This is a genomic window from Bacillus sp. SLBN-46, assembly GCF_031453555.1.
GTDB lineage: Bacteria > Bacillota > Bacilli > Bacillales > Cytobacillaceae > Neobacillus.
The window spans coordinates 2,872,961-2,890,865 of sequence record NZ_JAVIZM010000001.1; the positions used below are offsets into that span (position 1 = coordinate 2,872,961).

Annotated in this window: 19 protein-coding genes and 1 pseudogene; 6 read left to right on the forward strand and 14 right to left on the reverse strand. The window is 37.9% G+C overall.

Going from position 1 to position 17,905, the window contains the following annotated elements:
* The first annotated feature begins 10 nt into the window (after positions 1–10).
* Complete coding sequence (locus QFZ87_RS14780) at positions 11–301, forward strand: HesB/YadR/YfhF family protein (RefSeq protein ID WP_309862628.1); 291 nt, start codon at positions 11–13, stop codon at positions 299–301.
* Between the two features lie 40 nt (positions 302–341).
* On the opposite strand, the gene QFZ87_RS14785 is transcribed toward QFZ87_RS14780, so the two are convergent.
* From QFZ87_RS14785 to mtnA, 9 genes are all read right to left on the reverse strand, one after another.
* A complete protein-coding gene (locus QFZ87_RS14785) occupies positions 342–638 on the reverse strand; it encodes a hypothetical protein (protein WP_309862631.1) in 297 nt (98 codons plus the stop codon).
* Positions 639–696: 58 nt separating this feature from the next.
* Positions 697–1,143, reverse strand: a complete 447-nt coding sequence (locus tag QFZ87_RS14790; protein WP_309862633.1) for an acyl-CoA thioesterase — start codon at positions 1,141–1,143, stop codon at positions 697–699.
* 10 nt (positions 1,144–1,153) lie between these two features.
* On the reverse strand, positions 1,154–3,484 hold the full coding sequence (locus tag QFZ87_RS14795) for an AAA family ATPase (protein ID WP_309862635.1): 2,331 nt from the start codon (positions 3,482–3,484) through the stop codon (positions 1,154–1,156).
* A gap of 131 nt (positions 3,485–3,615) precedes the next feature.
* Positions 3,616–3,846: a small acid-soluble spore protein Tlp gene (tlp, locus tag QFZ87_RS14800; protein WP_308084033.1), complete on the reverse strand. Its 231-nt coding sequence runs from the start codon at positions 3,844–3,846 to the stop codon at positions 3,616–3,618.
* A 140-nt stretch (positions 3,847–3,986) separates the two neighbouring features.
* Positions 3,987–4,130 (reverse strand): acid-soluble spore protein N, encoded by a 144-nt coding sequence (locus tag QFZ87_RS14805; protein ID WP_309862639.1) that lies wholly within the window; start codon positions 4,128–4,130, stop codon positions 3,987–3,989.
* A 67-nt stretch (positions 4,131–4,197) separates the two neighbouring features.
* A complete protein-coding gene (locus QFZ87_RS14810; RefSeq protein WP_160723454.1) occupies positions 4,198–4,329 on the reverse strand; it encodes an FbpB family small basic protein in 132 nt (43 codons plus the stop codon).
* Between the two features lie 156 nt (positions 4,330–4,485).
* Positions 4,486–5,022 (reverse strand): redoxin domain-containing protein, encoded by a 537-nt coding sequence (locus tag QFZ87_RS14815; protein ID WP_309862644.1) that lies wholly within the window; start codon positions 5,020–5,022, stop codon positions 4,486–4,488.
* A 160-nt stretch (positions 5,023–5,182) separates the two neighbouring features.
* On the reverse strand, positions 5,183–5,977 hold the full coding sequence (locus tag QFZ87_RS14820) for a class II aldolase/adducin family protein (RefSeq protein WP_309862647.1): 795 nt from the start codon (positions 5,975–5,977) through the stop codon (positions 5,183–5,185).
* Positions 5,978–6,001: 24 nt separating this feature from the next.
* Positions 6,002–7,048, reverse strand: a complete 1,047-nt coding sequence (gene mtnA / locus QFZ87_RS14825) for an S-methyl-5-thioribose-1-phosphate isomerase (protein ID WP_309862649.1) — start codon at positions 7,046–7,048, stop codon at positions 6,002–6,004.
* Between the two features lie 183 nt (positions 7,049–7,231).
* Here mtnA and QFZ87_RS14830 point away from each other — a divergent pair, with 183 nt between their 5' ends.
* Positions 7,232–8,269 (forward strand): NAD-dependent epimerase/dehydratase family protein, encoded by a 1,038-nt coding sequence (locus tag QFZ87_RS14830; RefSeq protein ID WP_309862651.1) that lies wholly within the window; start codon positions 7,232–7,234, stop codon positions 8,267–8,269.
* Between the two features lie 157 nt (positions 8,270–8,426).
* Here the strand turns inward: QFZ87_RS14830 and abc-f are convergent, their stop codons facing one another.
* Positions 8,427–10,142 carry a ribosomal protection-like ABC-F family protein gene (gene abc-f, locus QFZ87_RS14835; protein WP_309862654.1) on the reverse strand — a complete coding sequence of 572 codons (1,716 nt, stop codon included), beginning with the start codon at positions 10,140–10,142 and terminating at the stop codon, positions 8,427–8,429.
* Between the two features lie 353 nt (positions 10,143–10,495).
* Entirely contained in the window at positions 10,496–13,201 is a 2,706-nt protein-coding gene (gene acnA, locus QFZ87_RS14840) for an aconitate hydratase AcnA (RefSeq protein WP_309862657.1), read from the reverse strand.
* 332 nt (positions 13,202–13,533) lie between these two features.
* Between acnA and sspO the strand changes: the two genes are divergently transcribed.
* The gene (gene sspO, locus QFZ87_RS14845) at positions 13,534–13,686 is read left to right on the forward strand and encodes a small acid-soluble spore protein O (protein WP_307287702.1); all 153 of its coding nucleotides are present in this window, start codon (positions 13,534–13,536) and stop codon (positions 13,684–13,686) included.
* A gap of 55 nt (positions 13,687–13,741) precedes the next feature.
* On the opposite strand, the gene QFZ87_RS14850 is transcribed toward sspO, so the two are convergent.
* Complete coding sequence (locus tag QFZ87_RS14850) at positions 13,742–14,011, reverse strand: hypothetical protein (protein ID WP_307290814.1); 270 nt, start codon at positions 14,009–14,011, stop codon at positions 13,742–13,744.
* Between the two features lie 110 nt (positions 14,012–14,121).
* On the opposite strand from QFZ87_RS14850, the gene QFZ87_RS14855 reads away from it, so the two are divergent.
* Positions 14,122–14,259 (forward strand): small acid-soluble spore protein P, encoded by a 138-nt coding sequence (locus QFZ87_RS14855; protein ID WP_088087701.1) that lies wholly within the window; start codon positions 14,122–14,124, stop codon positions 14,257–14,259.
* A 25-nt stretch (positions 14,260–14,284) separates the two neighbouring features.
* Here QFZ87_RS14855 and selA read toward each other — a convergent pair whose 3' ends face one another.
* Positions 14,285–15,700: an L-seryl-tRNA(Sec) selenium transferase gene (selA, locus tag QFZ87_RS14860; RefSeq protein WP_309867900.1), complete on the reverse strand. Its 1,416-nt coding sequence runs from the start codon at positions 15,698–15,700 to the stop codon at positions 14,285–14,287.
* Between the two features lie 103 nt (positions 15,701–15,803).
* Between selA and QFZ87_RS14865 the strand changes: the two genes are divergently transcribed.
* On the forward strand, positions 15,804–16,202 hold the full coding sequence (locus QFZ87_RS14865; RefSeq protein WP_309862673.1) for an Hsp20/alpha crystallin family protein: 399 nt from the start codon (positions 15,804–15,806) through the stop codon (positions 16,200–16,202).
* Positions 16,203–16,301: 99 nt separating this feature from the next.
* Here QFZ87_RS14865 and QFZ87_RS24955 read toward each other — a convergent pair whose 3' ends face one another.
* Positions 16,302–16,541: an Rdx family protein gene (locus QFZ87_RS24955; protein WP_396133925.1), complete on the reverse strand. Its 240-nt coding sequence runs from the start codon at positions 16,539–16,541 to the stop codon at positions 16,302–16,304.
* 136 nt (positions 16,542–16,677) lie between these two features.
* On the opposite strand from QFZ87_RS24955, the pseudogene selD reads away from it, so the two are divergent.
* Positions 16,678–17,737, forward strand: a pseudogene (selD, locus tag QFZ87_RS14870) (selenide, water dikinase SelD).
* The last annotated feature ends 168 nt before the right edge of the window (positions 17,738–17,905 follow it).

The following is a 17,905-nucleotide window of genomic DNA, read 5'->3' on the forward strand; positions in this document are numbered from 1 at the left end:
AGTCTCTTACATGAATATACATATTACAAATGAGGCTGTAGCGTGGTATAAAAGAGAACTAGGTCTTAAAAAGGGTGATTATGTTCGCTTTTTTGCTCGGTACGGAGGATGCAGCACAGTACAAAGTGGTTTTTCTTTAGGAATCTCGACAGACGAACCCATAGATATTGGTACACAAACAATGGTAGACGGAATTGTCTTTTATATTGAAGAAAAGGATGTATGGTTCTTTGATGATCATGATTTAACAATTGACTATCAAGAAACCTATGAAGAACCTAGTTTTCAATATAAGAAATAAAAAGCAATAGAGGTTGACTCATTGATGAGCCAGCCTCTATTTATTCACTCCATATATGCTCTGTTAAGCCCGCTTTTTGTAAAACGTTTTTGCCCCTATCACCAATTAAATCGAAATGAGAATAGCCATCTGCTCTGTGATGAATCCATTCCTTTTTTAAACCATATTTTTTACCCCAGGCTGCGAGTTTGTCAAGATCCTGACAACCTACCTTTGTTACAGTTTTTGCTCCTGGAAAACGGTCATCCAGCCAATAATGAGTTAAAAAAGCAATTTCTCCCCTGTCAATTTTTCTTTTCCAATCAATAATTTCCTGTCTCTTAATACCGAATGCCACTACGTCACCCCAAACTTTAAGTATCTAGGATATAAGTGCTTTTTCTAGGAACTCTCAGTTATTTTTTCTTTACTTCCTCATATTTTAAATACCATTCCGGGAAGGCTTTTTTAAAGGAGGTAGGCCTGAAATTATCCTTTTTAACAATAATATGAGTAGACTTTCCTTCTGCACATATTTCTTCGTTTCCATTAATTATCGTATATCCATAAATTGTTTTTATTCCATCGTTTAACTCTACCCACGTTTTAACAAAGGCCTTATCGCCATAGCGTAACGGTTTTTTGTAAGTGATTTGAATATCATATACGGGAGCATAGTAACCAGACTCTTCCATTGCTAAGTAATTATAGCCAAGATCCTCAATAAACCCTGTTCTTCCTAGCTCAAAAAACTTTAAATAATTTGCATGGTAAATGACACCCATCATATCTGTATCTGCATAGTAAAGTTGAATCTCTCTAGTCGAAATAAAATAGTTCTCCACGGACAACGTTCCTCTCATTACTTTAAAATTATTTTATTTTACCTATGGCCACCTTAACATCTTCTGCTTCAAGGAACATCGATTTTTCAATAAGTTCATTATCCTGTTCTAATTTCATTAGCCGAGATGCTTGTGCTTGAATCATTTCATCGACCACGTTTGTAGCAAAACGGCCGTTCCCTCTGGAATCTTCTGTTTCAATGGCCTCAATTAATCGCTTCTTTGCATCCTCTGTTAAGTGGTATTGAAAGCTTTCGGCATACGTGGCCATGATTTCAAGTAACTCTTCTGAAGAGTAATCAGGAAATAGGAAGTATTTTTTAAATCTTGAGCGGAGCCCAGGATTGCTCTCCAAGAGTTGATCCATTTCATTTGGGTAGCCTGCTAAGACAACCACAAGGTTTTCGTTTTGCTTTGTCATTTCATCGACTAGTGTATCAATAACTTCTTTCCCGAAATCACTGTTTGAATGACTAAGAAGAGAATATGCTTCGTCAATGAATAACACACCACCTAGTGCTTCCTTAATCTTTTTCTTTGTTTTCCCGGCAGTTTGACCTACATAACCAGCAACAAAATCGGCCCTGCTAGCTACAATAAGGTGTCCTCGTTTTAGAATACCGCATTCTTTTAAGTACTCCGCATAAATTTTAGCCACAGTAGTTTTACCTGTACCAGGATTTCCGGTAAATACAGCATGAAGTTGAATGGGTACTGTCGGTAATCCCTGTTTTCTTCTAAACTGTTGCATTTTTACAAACGATATTAATGATCTCATTTCTTCTTTCAAGGCGTTAAGACCAATGAGCTGGTCCAGTTTTTCCTGTGGTGAATCTGTGCTGTGCGCTTTTTCCAAACGAAAATCTTCTTTGTTGAGGAGCATATAATCTAAAAGATCATTTTCTGCAGATTGCTTCTCTGACCCCTTTTTAAAAATGGCATCTAACACAATATTTCGTGCTGTTCTCGCGTTTCCAAAGGTTTCATCCACTCGTTCTTGTTCAAGACGAAGCTCAATTTCGCTTTTTGATTCCTCAGTCAGTAGATAATCGTTGTCTAATGCCACTTTTTCGGCAATCTGAATTAACTCCTCGTTCGAATAATTAGGTAAATGGATAAAATTTGATTGAGGAAAACGACTACGTAATCCAGGATTGGCATCTATGAACGAGCGCATTTCTTCAGGATACCCAGCTAAAATGACCGCAAACCTTCCGCCATATTCACTTCCGGTCATCAGTGAAACAAGGGTATCAATAGCAGATTGACCATAATCATTCCCCGTTTGACCCTCGCGTTTTAAGCTATAAGCTTCATCAATAAATAATACACCGCCAATGGACTTTTCAACGATGGATCGGACGTTTTCCTCTGTTTGTCCTACAAAGCCCCCGACTAATTGCGAGCGGTCTGTCTCAATTACTTCTTCCCGTGGAAGTACACCCAACTCATAATAAATTTTTGCCAATAAACGAGCAAGTGTTGTTTTACCAGTTCCTGGGTTTCCTGTTAAAATCATATTTAAACTTAGTTCATCTTTGACTTGAAAACCAAGCTCTTTACGTTGCTTTTGGTATTTTAGGAATCGGTAAAAATCATTCACGCGTTTTTTAACTAAATCCATCCCAATCATACTATTTAATTCATCCAATGCGTTATCTGCTGTGATTTCTGAGGGTTGTTCTTCAAGAAATTGCTGTTCCCATGATCTTTTTACTTCATCAACATTGGCCATATGCAATTTTAAATCCTCAAAAAAAGTAGATGTATGGAAGACACCGGTAATTGATTGATCATATTCTTTCGCTGCTTTTAACAGACTTCCAGTTTCCTCTATGGCAGTAAATAGTAATTCAGAAAGTTTCTGATATTTGAAAAAAAGCTGTTTATTCACCATCGTGGAAGCTACATCTACTTTTGTTTGTAAATCTTTCAATTGTTCTTCTGATGCTTTTAAAAAGCTTTGGCAAATATCTATGTACTGCTCAGCTGTTTTTTTCTTGGCCGTACGGTTATCCGTTTCTCTTATAGGCGGGAACGAAAGTGGAGCCAGAAAATCCTTCATTTTCTTCCAGTCAGATTGAATACTAAATTCCTTTGCCCTTTGGTTTTCAGGATCAAGTTCGAGGGCTTTTGCAAACCAAACAGCTGCTAAAGTGTCCTCTTTATCCCGACCTAGCCTTGATTGTGCTCCTAGCGTTAAAAGCTTGGATAGGGATTTAGGATCCGTTTCCTGACTGATTGCACTAATGAGCTGACTTTCATTAGTAAGGATACCAGTTTCGTTAAGTTCCTGTTCCCACTGTCTGATTTGTTCCGTATATAGAGTTCGTTGATTGGTTAGTTGTTTCAATGTCATCACTTCTTTTTAAAAATTTCCCTTCTATCTTACCATAACAAGTCTAAGCAAAAGAAATATCCTGTACTAAGGAGGGCAATACAGGTGAAAAAAGAACCTGTCCATAAACGGAACAGGTTCTTCTGCTATTATTAGCTTTGTTGATTTTGGGCTTCGTCTTTAATTTCTGAGCGGAATGAGTCGATACTTTCGCGTCTCCGTTGATTTTTCGATTCGATTTGTTGGCGCTGTTGCTCGCTGTCGGTAAAAGCAAGCGATTCTTCAGCCGCTTCCATATTTTCAATTGTATTATGAATCATTGATTGAAGTTTCTCTACATTATCGCTACGATCATCAGGATTAGGTTTGTTATTGTAGGCCATTGTCAAATTCCTCCTTAGAATGTTTTTACTACAGATATAGTTTGTAACGATAGCAGAAAAATATCACAGAGAAAAAAATGCAATTTTAACATTAGCAGAAAAAAGACCCACTGAAATAGTGGGTCTTATCCATTCATCTATTATTCGCCCTTAGTTTGAATTACCTGAGCGTGTTTACCTGATGTATCATTCATTTTTTTTCCCTTATTGCCACTAAAGCCTCGAGGCTGTGTTCCTAAATGGCTTGGCGTAAAATGCTTATGGTCTCTTTTTGGATTACTCATATCATGATCCCTCCTTACTAACATTTTGTCCATAAGGATGGAAAACATAATTGGTAAACTTTTAAGGTTACTCGGCTTTTCCGAGACGCTTTTCTTCTAGGCGCTGTTCAATTTTTTCCATTGCAGCACGATCTTTTAATAGTTGTGATTTATTTTCTAAAACAAGTTCTGCAAATGAGCGTTTTCTAGGTTTTCTCATTAGTATCACCTTCCTTATTTCCTATTGTAACAGTTATTATGCCCGGAAACGGTTTCAATTATTACAACTTTTTGAATATTAATTAAAAAGAGTTTTTTCTTTTTCTTTGTTTAAGACAAAGAAAAAAGACATCGGCCAAAACCAATGTCTTCGGTACTATTTTAATTTTTCGGTAAAGTCCTTCATCACATCAAGGGTCATTGATCCCGTAAATTTATTTTTAATAACCCCTTTTGAGTTAATAAAATACGTGGTTGGGATAGATAATACCTGATAGGCTTCATTCACTTTGTCTTCAGCATCTAAAAGGACTGGAAAGGTAATCTTGTTTTCGTTAACAAAACCTTGGACATCTAGTTGTGGGTCAATGTTAACAGCAAGAATAACGACATCATCTCCAGCCTGCTTAGAAAATTGCTCCATTTCAGGCATTTCTGCTTTACATGGTGGACACCAGGTAGCCCAGAAGTTAAGCATAACCTTTTTACCTTTTAAGTCGGAGAGCTTCACGGTTTCACCTGTTAATGTTTTTAATTCAAAATCGGGTGCTTTTGCTCCTATCGATAGACCTTCATTATTAGCACTTGCTTGACTTGTCGTTTCGGGTGCCTCTGTCTTTTTATCCATTGCTTGTACAATTGCTACTGTAAGGAGAGAAACCAAAACAACGGCAGCAATTATTTTCTTTATCATCCCCGACTCCTCCTTAGGTTCATAATCTGCTACATCGATTTTACACTATAAACTCAGTTGAAACAAAACGGGGATATGCCGAAACTGTGACAATTTTATAAACTCTTAATGATAGAAAGGAAAAAAAGGAAAAAGCAAGCACAAATGGCTTGCTTCCTTCCTACAAATGTTTCTTTAACTCGTCCAATATATTTTTTGTTACGTTCTCAACAATCGTTTGAAGATCCTGTTTTGATAAGCTTTGTTCAATGGGAGGAGTACGTTTCACCGAATGAACGTCAGTTTCAGTTTCAACACCAAGGGGTGAATTTCCTTTTATGCCCATTTTTGCTTTCATTTCAACCAAAGTTTGAACATGGTTCTTCGATAACTCCCGATCCCCATTTAATTGCTTAGAAATCCAATTAATTTTGGCGGTAAATTCCATCGATTCTATTAGGAAATAAGCATGTTCAAGGTCTCTTCCCCATGTTAACGCTCCGTGGTTTTCTAATAAGACCCCTTGATGGTCGTAAACATATTTCTTCACCGCATTTGGTACTTCTTCCGTTGAAGGGGTCCCATACTCTGCCACAGGAATGCTACCTAGGTAGACTACAGACTCTGGCATAATGGCTTGATCTAAAGGAATACCTGCAATTGCAAACGCAGTGGCATAGGGTGGATGAACATGCACAATAGCTTGTATGTCTGGCCTCTCTTGATACACAAGCATGTGCATTTTCATTTCAGAAGTGGGACGGTAATCCCCCTCCAATACGTCACCATCCGCATTCACTTTTACGATCATTTCTGGTGTCATAAAACCTTTACTAACACCTGTAGGGGTGATAAGAAATTCATCCTCACTAAGACGAATCGAAATATTTCCATCGTTTGCAGCTACAAACCCTTTATCATAGATTCTTTTTCCAATTTCACAAATTTGTTTTTTATATTTAATTTCAGAAATCATGTACATACCCGCTTTCCACTTTTATCATTTAAAAAGTTTTGGAAGCTCTTCTTGGTAATTTCCTGTTAGGATGCCCTTTTCTGTTATTATAGCAGTTATAAGTTCATGTGGCGTCACATCAAAGGCTGGATTAAATACCTTTACTCCCTCCGGAGCCGTTCTTTTTCCAAAACCTTCAGTAATTTCAGTCGCCTCACGTTCTTCAATTGGGATTTCATCCCCAGTTTTAGTTTCTAAATCGATTGTTGAAATAGGTGCGGCTACATAGAACGGAATATTATGGGCTTTCGCTAATAACGCTACTCCATACGTTCCAATTTTATTTGCTACGTCACCATTCGCTGCAACTCGGTCACATCCCACAATCACCGCTTGCACCCAACCTTTTTGCATAACCATTGCAGCCATATTATCAGTTATTAATGTAACATCAATGCCAGCTTGCATTAACTCCCAAGCAGTTAGTCGTGCACCCTGAAGGAGCGGTCTTGTTTCATCTGCAAATACTTTTATATTCCAACCTTTTTCTTTTGCCAGGTATAGGGGGGCTAGCGCTGTTCCATATCTTGCGGTTGCAATTCCGCCTGCATTACAATGGGTAAGGACGCCCATTCCATCATTTAATAGTGTTAACGCATGCTCTCCGATTGTCCGACAAACCTCTTCGTCTTCATTACGGATGGTATGTGCTTCATTTTCGAGTGCTGCTTTTATTTGTTGAACAGGTTGGTCTTTCTCTTTTAGTGCCTTCTCATCCATCCGCTTTAGCGCCCAAAATAAGTTGACCGCAGTGGGCCGTGAGGTAGCTAAATAATCAGCTTGCTTTTTAAAATAAGCATAAAAATCCTCGAAGGAATTTTCAGGCGCATCCTTTATTCCAACTACTAACCCATAAGCAGCAGCTATTCCGATTGCAGGTGCACCACGAACCTTTAATTGTTTAATGGCGTCCCATGCATCTTCAATTTTAGTGATTTCAAGAAATTCTGTAACATTTGGAATTTTGGTTTGATCTAATATTTTTAATATCCCATTATCATATGATACGGATTGTAAAAAAGCTTGTTCCATAAAAAACATCTCCTCATTGTTCACTCAGAAGTAATTTATTTTTAAAAGTACTACTACCTTTGTAATTTTAACAATATTCAAGACATATGCAATACTTTCATTTTTGAAAATTGGAATTCTTATCATTAACAGAATTATCGGGAAATTTGTTAAGATGAAGTATGTGAGAGGAGATGATTAAAGTTGAAAATACTAGTTTTAGGCGGTAGCAGATTTTTAGGGAGAACATTCGTAGAAGAAGCACTATCTCAAAATCATGAAGTAACGATTTTTAATCGTGGTAATCAAAACGTAGGTCTTAAGGATATTGAAATCATTACTGGCGATCGGTTTGGAGACTTGTGTGAGCTTAAAAACCGCTATTGGGATACGGTTTTGGATACTAGCGGTTTTATTCCTTCTACCGTAAAAAATAGCACGGAGTTACTTAAAGATCGGGTGAAACACTATGCCTTTATTTCTAGTATTTCTGTTTATCAGGACTGGGTTCCAGAAAATTTAGATGAAACCTATCCTGTGTTAGACATGTCTTTTGAGAAATCAAATGAGCTTTCAAAGGATGTGAATGGTCCTATTTATGAGTATTACGGACATTTTAAAGCATTATGTGAAAGGATTGCAGAAATGAATATGCCTGGCAGAGTATTAAATGTACGCGCTGGGCAATTAATTGGTCCTAATGACTATACAGATCGTATTCCATATTGGGTACATAGGGTTGCAAAGGGTGGAAACGTGTTAGTGCCCGGAAATGAGAACCGACGTGTACAGCTAATAGATAACAATGACCTTTCGAAGTGGATTTTGAAGATGATGACAGCTAACACCTCTGGAACGTTTAATGCAACAGGACCTGATTTTCCTCTAACGATGAAACAATTCATTGACGCATGCTTAAGAGTTACTGGTTCTGATGCTGAAATTGTATGGGCTGATGAGGAGTTCCTTCTTGAACAAAAGGTTGCACCTTGGACTGAAATGCCTTTATGGGTTCCAGAAAATGCCCCGCTTTCGCCTGAACTTGAAAAGCCTTGGAAGGGTACTTTTTCAATCAATATTGATAAGGCAGTGAAAAGTGGACTTACGTTCAGGACGCTGGACGAGAGCATATCGGATATTTATGAGTGGGAAAAGACTCGACATATTTCTCAGGATGAGTGGAAATCAGGAATGAGAGCAGAAAGAGAGAAAGAGCTTCTCACGTTATTGGGTAGAAATTAAGGGAAATTGTGGTACGCAAATAAAAGCTTGTTTTACGCAAATAAAGGGCGATTTATCGCAAATAAAATGCACTTTTCCGCAAATAAAAATGAAGTTTCCGCAAATAAACGATGAAAAAAAACTGAAGAGAGCAATAATTTATGCTCTCTTCAGTTTTTTAGCTGTTAAAATTTCGTTTTTGTTTAAGAAGTTCATTAAATTCCTTGTCTAAAACCAGATATTTCGGATCTTTTTGATCAATTGTTGATAATTCCCCCAAAATCGAAGCTATTCTGTTTTCAATAATTAAAAGCTGTTCCTTCGAACTTTGGCCACCCGTTTTATCTTTATTCAAATACTGCTCTGGCTTCATTTCCACTCGCTTGATTTGTTGACCTTCAAAAACTAACAATCGATCACACAGTTTATTAAGAAAATAATAATCATGTGACACAGTAATAATAGTCCCTGTAAAATCAGCTACCGTCCGTTCAAGCTGTTCCCTACTAGGTAAATCCAAATGATTGGTAGGTTCATCTAAAATGAGAACATCATATTCCTTCATTAACATCTCCACAAGCTTGACTCGCGTCCGTTCTCCTAAGCTTAATGTAGAAATAGGCTTTGTAATAAAAGTATCCTTTAACCCTAAATTGGCAAGCAAAGTCCTAGCCTTAAGAATACTTTCTCTATCTGTAAAACCCAATGCCTCAATCGCCGTTTTTTCTGCTGGCAAGTCATCTACATCCTGGCTCAAATAGGCAATCTGTATAGAGTCACTCCTCCACAGTTCCCCAAATGAGACGCTCTCCTGATCTAATATCATTTTTAGTAAAGTTGACTTTCCACAGCCATTTTCACCTAACAGTCCAATCCGTTCTCCATGATTAATGTAGAAGTGGGATTCATGGAAAAGGGTCTCGTCTGTGAAAACTTTTCCAAGATTCTTTGCCTCAATAATCCGTTTTCCTCTTTTTCCATGATTCTCAAATTGAAATCTAACTGCTGCTTCTTCAAGAGGCTTTTCGATCTTATTTTTCTCAAGTTCATTCTGCAATCGTTTCATCTTTGATTTGACTTGGGTATCTCTTTTCTTAGCTTTTGCCCGGTGATACTCTTTATATCCGTAATCCCTGCTTTGCTTGGTTGAAGTCTGGTGGGCCTTATCAGACCAAGACTTTAGCTGTTCCATTTGATTTTCAACTATTTCAATTTGACGTTGTTGTACGTTATACTGGTGCCGGTGGTTCTCGGTTCGTTGTTGTTTTTCCTTCCGGTAGCTGCTATAGTTCCCATTGTAAAAATGAATTTTACTATTTTCTAATTCAAATATACGATTAACCGTTCTGTCTAAAAAATGCCGGTCATGGGAGATGGTCAAAACAGCTCCATGGAATGTTTCTAATTCGGAAACCAGCCATTCAATCCCTGTAAAATCTAAATGGTTAGTGGGTTCATCTAGAATTAAAAAGTCTGGTTGGGATGACCAAATCATAGATAAGGCAAGCTTTAATTTTTCTCCACCGCTTAGATGGGATAGGCGTGTTTCCTCCCAATCATAGACCTTCTTGAGCTCAAGCTCTTTAGTATGCTGGTACAACACATTATTGGCGCTCCCGAATATGGACTCGTGAAAATCGTTCATTTCATAATCAATCGATTGCGAAAGGTAGCCAATTTTTAAATCCTCTCGCTTTTCAATATGTCCTTTATCAGGTAGTATTTTTCCGAAGAGAATATTTGCCAAAGTTGTTTTTCCAGTTCCATTATAGCCAACCAGACCGATTCTTTCTCCGTTTTTAATCTCAAAATGAATCTGGTCTAATACCTTTCGTAATTGAAAATTTTTATCTAAACCTGTAACTTTTATTATCGTTTTTTGATTTGTAAGCATAAAAAAACTCCCTTCAATGAACCTGAAAGAGAGATTTATGTCTAAAAATATCATGAATTCCCGTAAAAACGAGACAACAAATACACCTGTTAAAAGGTTTGCATTGTTATACATGTACGATCAGGACATAAAAAAGGACAGACTAATCCTATTCTTCAGGTTCAACATTTTTCGTTTTTCGAATCATGTACTGAAAAATAAGATTATAACTTCATCGGTACTTAATCATTCCTTTTCGTTTGATAGTTTTATTTTATTTGACGACCATTTAAATTGTCAAACATTTCATTAGCAGGTCGCGCAAAATCCTTTCTTAAAAAAACACCATGCCAGCTGGCATGGTGTTTATCAAATTAAGCTTGTAATTTTTCACGTAGAACCATTGGTAGAATTCCACCGTGACGGTAGTAGTCAATTTCAACTTCAGAATCGAAACGAACAAGAACTTCGAATTCTTTCTTGTTACCAGCTTCGTCAGTAGCTGTAACTTTTAGAAGATCACGTGGTCTTACATTTTCGTCTACTTGTACTTCAAATGTCTCTTTACCAGTTAATCCAAGAGTTTCAGCACTATCGCCATCCTTGAATTGAAGTGGAAGAACACCCATTAATACTAGGTTTGAACGGTGGATACGCTCGAAGCTTTCTGCAAGAACAGTTTTAATACCTAAAAGGTTTGTTCCTTTAGCAGCCCAGTCACGAGATGAGCCCATTCCGTAATCTTTACCAGCAAGAACCATTAGTCCAGTGCCATTTTCTTTGTACTTCATGCAAGCATCGTAAATGGAAGTAACTTCACCTGTTGGCCAGTAAGTTGTGAAACCACCTTCTGTACCAGGAGCGATTTGGTTACGGATACGAATGTTCGCGAACGTTCCACGCATCATAACTTCGTGGTTACCACGACGAGAGCCGTATGAGTTAAAGTCACGAGGTTGAACGCCTTTTTCTAATAGGTATTTACCAGCTGGAGTATTTTTACCAATTGCTCCTGCAGGTGAAATGTGGTCCGTTGTAACAGAGTCACCGAACTTACCAACTACACGAAGTCCTGCTAAAGGTTCAACCGTACCTGGTTCTGGTGATAAACCTTCAAAGAATGGTGGGTTAGCAATATAAGTTGAATCTTCATCCCAAGTGTATAATGGCTCATTGCTAGTTTTAATTTCGTTCCAACGTTCGTTATCACCGAACACATTCTCGTATTCTCTACGGAATAATTCAGGAGTGACCGTACGTTTAACAACATCATTTACTTCAGCAGTTGATGGCCAAATATCCTTGAAGAATACATCGTTACCGTCTTTATCTTTACCAATTGCTTCAGAGCCGAAATCAATATTCACTGTACCAGCAAGGGCATATGCAACCACAAGTGGTGGTGAAGCAAGGTAGTTAGCTTTTACAAGCGGGTGAATACGGCCTTCAAAGTTACGGTTACCTGAAAGAACAGATGTAACTAAAAGATCATTTTCAGCGATAGTTTTTTCAATTTCTTCCTTTAATGGACCGGAGTTACCGATACATGTTGTACAGCCGTAACCAACAAGGTTGAAGCCGATTTGTTCTAAATATGGAAGTAATCCTGAATCACGAAGGTATCCAGTTACAACCTTTGAACCTGGTGCTAAAGAAGTTTTTACAAACTTAGGAACTTCCATTCCTAGCTCAACTGCCTTCTTCGCAACAAGTCCTGCTCCAACAAGAACATATGGGTTGGAAGTATTTGTACAGCTAGTGATAGAAGCAATCGCAACAGCACCTGTTTTGATGGCAGCTTCATCACCGTTATTAAATTTAATTGTTGCTTCTTTTGCAAGTTCGTCAGCTTGTAAACCGAAACCTTGGTTTCCTTGTGGTGCAGAAATAGCTTTAGTGAACTCCTCTTTCATTTTTGAAAGTGGAATCAAATCTTGTGGACGCTTAGGACCAGAAAGATTTGGTTCAATTACTGAAAGATCAATTTCAACCACATTTGAATAAACAGGCTCAAAAGATGCATCAAAGAACAAGCTATTTGCTTTGCAGTACTGTTCAACAACATGAATTTGTTCTTCTTCACGGCCAGTTAAGCGTAAGTACTCAATTGCTTCACCGTCAACCGGGAAGAAACCGCAAGTAGCACCATATTCAGGGGCCATGTTGGCAATAGTTGCACGGTCAGCAAGTGGAAGTACTGATACACCAGGTCCAAAGAATTCGACAAATTTACCAACTACTCCATTACTGCGAAGTACTTGAGTTACTTTTAATGCTAAGTCAGTAGCGGTAGCACCGTTTGGAAGTTCACCGGTTAACTTAACACCAACAACTTCAGGTACTGGGAAATATGAAGGCTGTCCAAGCATTCCTGCTTCTGCTTCAATACCACCTACGCCCCATCCTAGAACACCAAGACCGTTAATCATGGTAGTATGTGAATCAGTTCCTACTAATGTATCTGGATATGCTTCAAGTTCACCGTCAGTTTCAGCAACATGAACAACGTCTGCTAAGTATTCAAGGTTTACTTGGTGAACGATACCAGTTGCTGGTGGAACTGCACGGTAGTTATTGAATGATTTTTGAGCCCAGCTTAAGAATTGGTAGCGCTCTGCGTTACGTTCGAATTCTAGATCCATGTTTACTTTTAATGAATCAGCTGAACCATATGCATCAACTTGTACAGAGTGGTCAATAACAAGATCAACTGTTTTTTCAGGGTTGATTTTATCTGGATCTCCACCAAGGTCAGCCATTGCTTTTCTTAAAGAAGCAAGGTCTACTACTGCTGGAACACCAGTGAAGTCTTGGAGGATAACACGTGAAGGCTTAAATGGTACATCCACCTCTTTAAGCTCTGCTGTTCCCCATTTTGCTAAGTTTTCAACATGCTCTTTTGTGATTACACGGCCATCATATTGGCGTAAAACAGATTCAAGTAATACTTTTACAGAATAAGGCAATTTGGTAACGTTACCAATGCCTGCCTCTTCCAATGCTGCTAAACGGTAGTAGTGGTAGCGTTTGCCGTTTACTTCAAAGGAAGAACGCGCATTAAATACATCATTTTTTACCATGTGTAAAAACCCCCTCGTTCGTCATCATAATACAAGTTTAATGAAAAGTCGAAAAGTTTGAATTTTCCCATCCATCTTCACTTTTCTCACAATTCTAATCTTAATACAACCTTTTACATAAGTAAATAACAAGAAAGTTATTGTGATTGATAAGTTTTTCTTATGTTTTTTTATGTATTTTGTTCCGAATATTTCGAAAATCTTATGGGTCATAAGTGAATACAGAAATCAGGAAAATCAAATTTTTCGTTATTATTATCTCAAAAAACCAATTGATTGTCATTTTTCAAGGTCTAAAGGAAATAGTAACAATATCAGGAGGTGAATGAGAGATGGCAAAGCGCAAATCAAACCATGTAATTCCTGGAGCAAACGCTGCTAAAGGACAAGGAAATGGTGCAGGGTTTAATGAGGAACTAGCAAGTGAGCAAGGATTAAGTGTAAAAGAAAAGATGAACAATAAAAAGCGTAAGAAAAATCAATAAAAAAAGGGGTCTCGTCCACTGAGCAGTGGGACGAGACCCCTTTTTGTTTTATGCCCTATTCAGTCTGATTTACTTCGGCTACAATACTTTGTAAATCTTGCTGGAATCGCTCTAATTGTGCACGTTGGTGTTCAGATGCAACCTCCAAAGCATTCTCAATTTGCTGATATGCTTCATTGACTTCGTTTTTTAGATGCTTTAATTGATGGCCATAATTAGCACTATCATTTACGATTTGATTAAAAAATCCTTGTACCTCTTCATATCCTTGTTGTGCTGCCTGAAATGCCTGTTGCTTGTCCTTGTTGTAAGGATATTTCTCCATTGTTTTTTCACTCCTTAATTTTGTTTACCGTTAAATTGCACAGAAGAACAAAATTTATTCAGCATAAAAAGACTTAATCCTTGCATCCTAATATGTAGGAGGGATGAAAAATGAACAAAAACGATGGCAAAGACATGAGAAAAAATGCACCAAAACAATCGGGGCAGCCAGAACCATTAAGCGGTTCTCATAAAGTTAAGAATCGCAACCATACCCGTGCAAAACATAATACACATCATGATATGTAAATAAATAAAATAAACCCCTCTTTTTTTAAGAGGGGTCCACATTTACTAAAGCATCTAATAAGTTGTTTTCTTCTTCAACTGTTACGGTTCTAAGGTCAATTATAAACTCATCTTTTTGGATTCGTCCTACAATAGCTGGCTTGCATTCCGTTCTTAATTTCCTGCCAAGCTGTTCGGCTGTAAAGGTATCATGTTTCAGGGCTATTACCCATGTTGGCAACTCGACATCAGGCATGGTTCCCCCACCTACTTGACTAATGTCTTTGAAAATTTTTGTCTCATATCTCTTTGTCCTTTGTAACAATCTGGTAACAAAAGAATGGCATCTTTCGTCTAATTCATGAATAGAAACTAATAAATCACGAATGACCGGAATATTTCGCAAGGCATGTTCACCGCGGGCATAATCAATTAGTGTTCCCTCAAGCGCTGCTAACGTCATCTTATCGACTCGAACCACCCGTGCTAACTGATGTTTCTTCAATTTATCAATGATTTCTTTCTTGCCAGCAATAATTCCTGCTTGCGGACCACCAAGAAGCTTATCGCCACTAAAAGTCACAAGATCTGCCCCCATTTCTATGACATCTTTTACTACTGGCTCTTCTCCAATTCCATGTTTTCTGAAGTCATAGAGGGCACCACTACCTAAATCCTCATAAAAAATAGCATCATCGTGTTTCTGAGATAGTGCAATAAGTTCCTCTGTTTCCACAGCCTTTGTAAAGCCAATCACCTTAAAATTACTTGTATGGACCTTCATAATGATCGCTGTCTCAGAAGTAACAGCATCTTCATAATCAAAAAGATGTGTCTTATTGGTTGTCCCTACTTCTTTTAAGATTGCACCGCTTTCCTCCATAATAGATGAAATTCTAAAGGATCCGCCAATCTCAACAAGCTGCCCCCTTGAAACAATGACTTCTTTATTTTTCGCTAGTGCTCTAAGTACAAGATAAACAGCAGACGCATTGTTATTTACAACCATTGCTGCCTCTGCACCGGTGATTTCCTTAATAAGTGCTTCAACATGACTGTGACGTGAACCTCTCTCCCCTTCTTTTAACTTATATTCAAGATTGGAGTAATTTCGAGCGGTTTCAACGACATGATTAATCGCATTCTCACTTAGCCTTGCCCTGCCAAGATTGGTATGTAGTATAGTCCCCGTTGCATTAATTACTTTTTCTATAGTATAGGAAAATTGTTTGTCTAATTTATTTTCCAAAATGAGAAATAAATCATCATTAAAAGAGTTTGTTCCAGGAATAGAACCTGGCCATATATCCTTTATTAGAGCAGATCTTATATCATCGAGTACTTCTTTTAATTGTTTTGTAAGCTGCTTAGTATCAAGCTGGCTTACTTTAAGGAGATGTAAAAACCTCTCATGATTTTGAAGTTCATGCACTGCAGGAATGGAACGTAACCATTGTTTCACCATAAAAACTCCTTCATTCATCCATCTTTTGCCCCATTATACCATAGGAGTTTCACATTTTAAGGACCAATGAATAAAATGAAACGAGCAAGGGGGTTTAATTATGACTAAAAAAAGACAAACTCAAAATCAATCCTTTGATTATGAGTTAGTAGAAAAATGGCTGGAAAATTATTTTCTAGATCCGCTAACATCGTATCATGATCAAACTCAATTCCGAATCGATCTGTATGAGACGGAAAAGGAATGGATTGTTGAAGCGCTGTTAACAGAATATGATGCATCAGAGATTAAAGTATATATTGAAGAAAGTAAATTATGTATCACTGCTACAAAATATCCCCCTTCAGAAAACCAATCCAAAAAGTTGCGAAGTATCGATTTTCCTTTTTTAGTGATTAAACAAGAGGTCTTCGCCACCTTTACGAATGGTATATTAGAGATTTTTATATCAAAGACAAAGAATGGTGTTGGGAAAAATAGATTTATTACCTTGCCTTAAGCTTTAAGAGGCATTATTTTTTAATTATAAGTTAACATAATGTAATTACCGTCAATAAAGAAGGCCGACTCATTAACCATGGAGTCGGCCTCTTCTTTATTATTTAGATTCCATTATTTGAATGATTTCATCTGTATCAGGAAAAATTCCTGTTTCCAGCTTGGAGTATATTTTTTCGCCATCGACTGTTACTTCAAATGCTCCCCCTGAGCTAGGAATTAATTCAAGCTTTTGTATGTTTCGATAAAAATGGTTAAATAACTCTTCCGCGAAACTCGCGGCTTTGGGTGCGTAGTTTCATTGCATACAAAATTCAACGACGACATGATAGTTCTTCATCTTTGTAAACCTCCACATTTCCTCTATCTATATAGTAGAATTATTTTACCCCATCCCCTATTCCATCGCAAATCTTTTGTCTCTTTTAAGTGCGGATTTTGCACCAAAGAGTTATACTATGAGAATGGAGGTGGACATGTTGAGTGAGCAAGAAAAAATTCGCCTAACCTCTTTATCAACAAAAGCTGGTTGAGGCTGCAAAATTGGTCCTGAGGACCTGGCGCAAGTTTTGCGTCTGTTACCTAAACAAGAACCTGTTCCCGAATTACTAGTGGGGCTGGATACGTCTGATGACGCTGGAGTATATAAGTTAACTGATTCGATTGCACTTATACAGACTGTAGACTATTTTACCCCTATTGTGGATGATCCTTATATGTTTGGGCAAATTACAGCTGCAAACGCATTAAGCGATGTCTATGCCATGGGCGGCCAACCTAAAACGGTCTTAAATATTGTTGGTTTTCCTATTAAAAAACTAGGAGCCGAAATGCTATCCGAGATTCTACGTGGTGCTGCTGATAAGGTGAAAGAGGCTGGTGCTATTACTGTTGGCGGTCATTCCATTGATGACCAAGAACCTAAATTTGGTCTTTCGGTTACTGGAATTGTTCACCCTGATAAGGTTTGGAAAAATGTCGGAGCTAAACCTGGCGATGTCCTTGTATTAACGAAGCCAATTGGTGTAGGAATTTTGACAACCGGAATCAAAAGAAGTGTGGTTACAGCTGAGCAAGAACAAATCGTTACGGAAACAATGGCGATGTTGAATAAGACTGCTTCAGAGGTTCTAACCAATTATCTGCCGCATTCCGTTACTGACATTACCGGTTTCGGGCTATTGGGTCATGGCAGTGAAATGGCTCGCGGAAGTGATGTGAGCTTTGAAATCGCCAATAATCAGGTTCCTATGCTAGAAGGTACTTTGCAGTTAGCGAAGGACGGGTGTGGTACCAGGTGGATCCAAATCAAATCATCAATGGTTAATCAACGATGTTGTTTATGAGGAAGGAATTCTCCCTGAGGAGCAGCTTGTTCTGTGTGATGCAATTACCTCTGGTGGTCTACTTATTTCAATGGGCGAAGAGGAAGCACAAACATATGTTGATGATCTTCATGCAAAAGGCTTGTCGCATGCAGCCATTATCGGTCGAGTGACCGAGAAAAAAGATAAACTTATTTATGTAAAAAGATAACAGCGAAGTGCTTATGCTTCGCTGTTTTTTTATCGTGTATTTACCCTAAATTATGGTAAAAATGCCAATACCTTAGAAAAATGAGCCAATCAAAGCAAGAAATGAGCCAATACAACTTGGAAATTAGCCATACTTACAAATAAATGAGCCAATTCCCCTCAAAAATTG

Excerpts from the sequence above, each read along its gene's own strand:
- sspO (WP_307287702.1), top strand. The coding sequence starts at position 13,534 with ATGGCAAAGCGCAAATCAAACCATGTAATTCCTGGAGCAAACGCTGCT.
- QFZ87_RS14865 (WP_309862673.1), top strand. The coding sequence starts at position 15,804 with ATGACTAAAAAAAGACAAACTCAAAATCAATCCTTTGATTATGAGTTA.
- QFZ87_RS14855 (WP_088087701.1), top strand. The coding sequence starts at position 14,122 with ATGAACAAAAACGATGGCAAAGACATGAGAAAAAATGCACCAAAACAA.
- QFZ87_RS14805 (WP_309862639.1), bottom strand. The coding sequence starts at position 4,130 with ATGAGTAATCCAAAAAGAGACCATAAGCATTTTACGCCAAGCCATTTA.
- mtnA (WP_309862649.1), bottom strand. The coding sequence starts at position 7,048 with ATGGAACAAGCTTTTTTACAATCCGTATCATATGATAATGGGATATTA.
- QFZ87_RS14790 (WP_309862633.1), bottom strand. The coding sequence starts at position 1,143 with ATGAGAGGAACGTTGTCCGTGGAGAACTATTTTATTTCGACTAGAGAG.
- QFZ87_RS14850 (WP_307290814.1), bottom strand. The coding sequence starts at position 14,011 with ATGGAGAAATATCCTTACAACAAGGACAAGCAACAGGCATTTCAGGCA.
- acnA (WP_309862657.1), bottom strand. The coding sequence starts at position 13,201 with ATGGTAAAAAATGATGTATTTAATGCGCGTTCTTCCTTTGAAGTAAAC.
- tlp (WP_308084033.1), bottom strand. The coding sequence starts at position 3,846 with ATGGCCTACAATAACAAACCTAATCCTGATGATCGTAGCGATAATGTA.
- QFZ87_RS14795 (WP_309862635.1), bottom strand. The coding sequence starts at position 3,484 with ATGACATTGAAACAACTAACCAATCAACGAACTCTATATACGGAACAA.
- QFZ87_RS14820 (WP_309862647.1), bottom strand. The coding sequence starts at position 5,977 with ATGATTTCTGAAATTAAATATAAAAAACAAATTTGTGAAATTGGAAAA.
- QFZ87_RS14810 (WP_160723454.1), bottom strand. The coding sequence starts at position 4,329 with ATGAGAAAACCTAGAAAACGCTCATTTGCAGAACTTGTTTTAGAAAAT.
- QFZ87_RS14780 (WP_309862628.1), top strand. The coding sequence starts at position 11 with ATGAATATACATATTACAAATGAGGCTGTAGCGTGGTATAAAAGAGAA.
- abc-f (WP_309862654.1), bottom strand. The coding sequence starts at position 10,142 with ATGCTTACAAATCAAAAAACGATAATAAAAGTTACAGGTTTAGATAAA.
- QFZ87_RS14815 (WP_309862644.1), bottom strand. The coding sequence starts at position 5,022 with ATGATAAAGAAAATAATTGCTGCCGTTGTTTTGGTTTCTCTCCTTACA.